This window comes from Falsiroseomonas oryzae, assembly GCF_027856955.1.
GTDB lineage: Bacteria > Pseudomonadota > Alphaproteobacteria > Acetobacterales > Acetobacteraceae > Falsiroseomonas > Falsiroseomonas oryzae.
This window is the reverse complement of record NZ_JAPSMD010000398.1, coordinates 1-4,964: the sequence shown is the minus strand read 5'-3', so window position 1 is coordinate 4,964 and position 4,964 is coordinate 1. Positions and strand designations below refer to the sequence as shown.

Sequence of the window (4,964 nt, the reverse complement as noted above, 5' to 3'; positions counted from 1 at the left end):
GCAGCAGCGCGAAGGCCAGCAGCACCACGGCCAGCAGCGCCCCCGCCAGGGCGGGCGCCCGCCAGTCGCCGGCGAAGACGCGGTTGACCAGCAGCGCGCCGCAGACCAGCGCGCCGGCCGCGGGCACCACCACGGGCACCTCGAAGCCGCCCCGCGCCTCGCCGGGCCGCCGCTGCAGCACGATCAGTGCGACGTTCACCACCGTGAACACGGCCAGCAGCAGCAGCACCGTGGCCGAGGCCAGCTGGCCGATGTCGCCGGCCAGGATCAGCGCCGCGACCACCGGCAGCAGCGCCAGGATCGCGACATGCGGCGTGCGGCGCGTGGGGTGGATGCGCGCGCAGGCCTCCGGCATCAGCCCGTGCCGCGCCATGCCCAGCAGCAGGCGGGACGCGGTGACGTAGTTCAGCAGGGCGGTATTCGCCACGGCGAACAGCGTGATCGCCGCATAGCCCCAGGAGGGGAACCACGGCGCGGCGCGGCGCATCACCTCCACCAGCGGGCCCGGGGCGGCGGCCAGCTCCTGCCACGGCACGACGGAGACCGCGGTGATCGCGACGGCGATGTACAGCACGGTGGCCGCCAGCATCGCCGTGATGATGCCGAATGGCAGGGTGGTGCGCGGCTCCTTCGCCTCCTCCGCGACGTTCAGCGTGTCCTCGAAGCCGATGAAGGCGAAGAAGGTCAGGATCGCGCCGGTCATCAGGAAGGACAAGCCGATCGCCTCGCCGCGCGGCGTCTCCAGCAGCGGCTGCGTGCCCCAGTAGCGGGCGCCGACCGCGATCACCAGCACCAGCCCGAGCCCCTCGATGGCGGTGCAGACGATGTTCATCCACATGCTCTCGCGGATGCCGCGCAGCACGATGCCCGCGACCAGCAGCAGGAAGCCGAGCGCGATGGCCAGCGTCGGCACCGATTGCAGCCCGGTCAGCGCCAGCACGTTCGCCGCCACCACGCGCGACTGCGTCGCGACCGAGGTGAGGCCGGAGGCCATCACCGCCAGCCCGACCGTCCAGGTCAGCAGCGGCCACGCGAAGGCGCGGCCGGTGATGTAGGCGGCGCCCCCGGCGCGCGGATAGCGGCTGCCGAGCGAGGCGTAGGACAGGCCGGTCAGCAGCGCGGCCACCATCGCCACCAGGAAGCCGAGCCACACGGCCGATCCCAGCTCGCCGGCCGCGCGCCCGACCAGCCCGTAGATGCCCGCGCCGAGCATGCCGCCCAATGTGTAAGCGAAGAGCTGGAAAGGTCCGATGCTCCGCCGCAAGGCGGGCTGGCCGGTTTCGCCTTGCGCGGTCATCGCTGCGTCATCCTCCGCCTCGGCCGGAGACGCGCGGGGACCCGGCAAGGTTCCGCACCCGGTTTGCGCGCCCTGCGCCGCTGGCATAGGCTGGCCGCAAGCAATCGCGGCCATCGAGGGAGGCCCTATGTATATTCGCCGCCGGAACGTCCTTGCCGCTGCAGCGGCGCTGCCCGCTGCCGGCCTGTTGCCGCGCGGGGCCTCGGCCCAGCAGCGCTTCAACAGCATGTACGTCTTCGTCCCCGCCGGTCCCGGCGGGGGCTGGGACGGGCTGGGCCGGGCGATCGAGCAGGCGTCGCGCGCGGCGGGGCTGGTCGGCAGCTTCCAGTTCGAGAATGTCGGCGGTGCGGGCGGCACGGTCGGCCTGCCGCGCTTCGTCAGCCAGCGCCGCGGCCGCGGCGAGGCGATCATGGTGGCGGGCGCGGTGATGGTCGGTTCCGTCATCACCAACCGCACCCCGGTCGGGCTGAAGGACGTGACGCCGATCGCCCGCATGACGACGGAGCCCGGCGTGATCGTCGTTCCGGCGAACTCGCCCTTCCAGAACCTGCAGGACTTCCTGAACGCGCTGCGCGCCAATCCGGGCGCCGTGGCGGTCGGCGGCGGCAGCGCGGGCGGCATCGACCACATCACCCTCGGCCTGATCCTGAAGGCGCTCGGCAAGAATGCGCGCGAGGCGAGCTACGTCGCCTTCGCGGGCGGCGGCCCGGCGCAGGCCGCCATCCTCGGCGCGCAGGTGCGCGCCGGCATCTCCGGCGTGTCCGAATTCGCCGAGCAGATCCGCGCCGGCCGGATGCGCGCGCTGGCCACCACCGGCGAGACGCGCAGCCTGGACAACGTCCCGACGCTCAAGGAGAGCGGCATGGACATCACCCTCGGCAACTGGCGCGGCGTCTTCGGCGCGCCGGGCATCAACGCCACCCAGCGCCAGGCGCTGGTGGACTGGATGACGGCGCTGCATGCCTCGCCGCAATGGCGCGAGATCGTGCAGCGCCAGGGCTGGGACGACGCCTTCCTGGTGGGCGACGCCTTCACCCAGTTCCTGGCCCGCGACCAGGCGGAGACCGAGCAGGTGCTGCGCGACATCGGCCTGGCCGGCTGACGCGCGCGGCGACGGCCCGGGCCGGCCCGGCGATGCGGCGGAACCTGCCCGACCTGGGCGCGGCGCTGTTCGTGCTGCTGCTCGGGCTCCTCACGGCCTGGCAGGCCAGCGTCATCCCGACCTCGCCGATCTATGCGCAGGTCGGGCCGAAGGCGATCCCCTACCTCGTTGCCGCCGGCCTGCTGGCGCTGGGCGTCGCGCTGACCGTCGCGGCGCTGCGCGGCGGCTGGTCCGACGACATCGAGGAACTGCAGGGCGCCGCGCCGCTGAACCTGCGCGCGCTCGGCCTGCTTCTGGCGGGGCTGCTGGCCAACCTGGCGCTGATCGGGCCCTTCGGCTTCACCGTCGCGGCGACCGCGCAGTTCGCGCTGGTCGCGGCCGCTTTCGGCAGTCGCGCGCATCTGCGCAACCTCGCCATCGCCTTCGTCGTCTCGCTCGGCGCCTATGTGCTGTTCGTCAAGTTGCTGGGCGTGAACATCGGTGCGGGCGTGGTCGAGGGCCTGCTGTTCGGGAGCCCGGATTGATGGACGCGCTGTCCGGCCTCGCGCTCGGTTTCGGCAATGCGCTCACGCTCGCGAATCTGGGCTGGGCGCTGCTCGGCTGCTTCCTCGGCACGGCGATCGGCGTGCTGCCGGGCATCGGGCCGGCGCTGACCATCGCGCTGCTGCTGCCCATCACCTTCAGCGTCAGCGCGACCGGCGCCTTCATCCTGTTCTGCGGCATCTTCTACGGCGCGATGTACGGCGGATCGACCACCTCGATCCTGCTCAACACGCCGGGCGAGAGCGGGTCCATCATCACCTCGCTCGAGGGCGCGAAGATGGCGCGCAACGGTCGCGCCGGGCCGGCGCTGGCGACGGCCGCGATCGGCAGCTTCGTCGCCGGCATGGTGGGCACCATCGGCATCGCCTTCCTCGGGCCGATCATCGTGGAGCTCGCGCTGCAACTCGGCCCGGCCGAATACTTCGCGCTGATGGTGCTGTGCTTCGTCACCGTCTCCGCCGTGCTGGGCGGCAGCGCGATCCGCGGCCTGACCAGCCTGTTCTTCGGCCTGCTGCTCGGACTCGTCGGCATCGACCTGCAGACCGGCCAGCCGCGCCTGACCTTCGGCATCCCCGAACTGCTGGACGGGGTGAACGTGGTGCTGGTGGCGGTCGCGCTGTTCGCCGTGGGCGAGACGCTCTACCTCGCCTGGCGCTACGTCGAGGGCAAGCAGGAGGTGCGGGCGGTCGGCAGCATCATGATGAGCCGCTCCGACCTGAAGCGCAGCTTCTGGCCCTGGATCCGCGGCGCGGGCCTGGGTTTCCCCTTCGGCGTGATGCCGGCCGGCGGCACCGAGATGCCGACCATGCTGAGCTACTACGCCGAGCGGAAGCTGGCCGGACCCGAGGCGCGGAAGGAGTTCGGCACGACCGGCGCGATCGAGGGCGTGGCCGGGCCGGAGGCGGCGAACAACGCGGCCGCCGCCGGCATCCTGGTGCCGATGCTCACCCTCGGCCTGCCGACCAGCGCGACCGCCGCGATCATGCTGAGCGCCTTCCAGAGCTATGGCATCCAGCCCGGCCCGCTGCTGTTCACCAGCCAGGCGGAGCTGGTCTGGACGCTGATCGCGAGCCTGTTCGTCGCCAACGTCATGCTGGTGGTGCTGAACCTGCCGCTGGTCGGGCTTTGGGCGCGCATCCTGAAGATCCCGCAGCCGCAGCTCTATGCCGGCATCCTGGTCTTCGCGACGATCGGCACCTACGGGATCAGCAACTCGGTGGTGGACCTGATCCTGCTCTACGGCATCGGCGTCATCGCGATGTTCATGCGCCGCTTCGATTTCCCGGTAGCGCCTGTGGTGATCGGGATGATCCTGGGCCCGATGGCCGAACAGGCGATGCGCCAGGCGCTGACGATCAGCCAGGGGGACTGGACCACCTTCGTCACCCGGCCGGTCTCCGCCTGCATCCTGGCGGTGGCGCTGCTGGCGCTGGCCGGGCCCCGGCTCTACGGGGCGTGGCTGCGGCGGGTGGCGGCGTAGGGAAAGGCGGGCGATGCGTTTTCGCCGGATTCGGATGTTGCGGGACGGCTTGGCAACGTCTCCTTGATCTGTCGGAATGACCGCGGACGCGGCTGCCAACCTGACTCGGTCCGATCCGGAGCGCCGCGCACGAGGAAGGACGACAGTCATGCTCACCCGCCGTGCCGCGCTGATCCTGCCGCTGGGCCTGTTGCCGCTGGCTGCCTGCGAGACCACCCCGCCGCCCGCCCCGCCCGCGCCGGCACCTGCGCCGCAGGCCGCCGTGGTTGCGGACGAGATGACGCTGAATGCCATCGTCGAGACGGTGGACCGCACGAAGCGCGAGGTGCTGCTGCGCGGCCAGGACGGCGCCCAGTCCGGCGCGCTGGTGACGGTGCGGGTCGGTAACCAGGTGCGCAACTTCAACCAGATCCGCTCGGGCGACCGCGTGACGGTGCGCTACATGATCGCCGTCGCCGCAGCGATCGCGCCGGCCAGTGGCGCCGGAAGCCGCCCCGCCGCGGCCGTCGCGGGCGTGCGCGCAGCCCCGGGCGAGCGTCCGG

The 4,964-nt window shown here is 72.1% G+C and carries 4 protein-coding genes and 1 pseudogene; 4 read left to right on the top strand and 1 reads right to left on the bottom strand.

Annotated elements, in window-relative coordinates:
• Positions 1-1,297: APC family permease (locus tag OZN99_RS25400; protein ID WP_270938029.1), on the bottom strand; the 1,297-nt coding region annotated here is incomplete at its 3' end.
• Between the two features lie 127 nt (positions 1,298-1,424).
• On the opposite strand from OZN99_RS25400, the gene OZN99_RS25395 reads away from it, so the two are divergent.
• From OZN99_RS25395 to OZN99_RS25380, 4 genes and pseudogenes are all read left to right on the top strand, one after another.
• Complete coding sequence (locus tag OZN99_RS25395; RefSeq protein ID WP_270938028.1) at positions 1,425-2,399, top strand: tripartite tricarboxylate transporter substrate binding protein; 975 nt, start codon at positions 1,425-1,427, stop codon at positions 2,397-2,399.
• A gap of 32 nt (positions 2,400-2,431) precedes the next feature.
• Positions 2,432-2,923: a tripartite tricarboxylate transporter TctB family protein gene (locus tag OZN99_RS25390; protein WP_270938027.1), complete on the top strand. Its 492-nt coding sequence runs from the start codon at positions 2,432-2,434 to the stop codon at positions 2,921-2,923.
• Positions 2,923-4,422 (top strand): tripartite tricarboxylate transporter permease, encoded by a 1,500-nt coding sequence (locus OZN99_RS25385; protein WP_270938026.1) that lies wholly within the window; start codon positions 2,923-2,925, stop codon positions 4,420-4,422. The genes OZN99_RS25390 and OZN99_RS25385 overlap by 1 nt, the downstream gene beginning before the upstream one ends.
• Before the next feature lie 148 nt (positions 4,423-4,570).
• Positions 4,571-4,964, top strand: a pseudogene (locus tag OZN99_RS25380) (hypothetical protein); the annotation flags it as partial.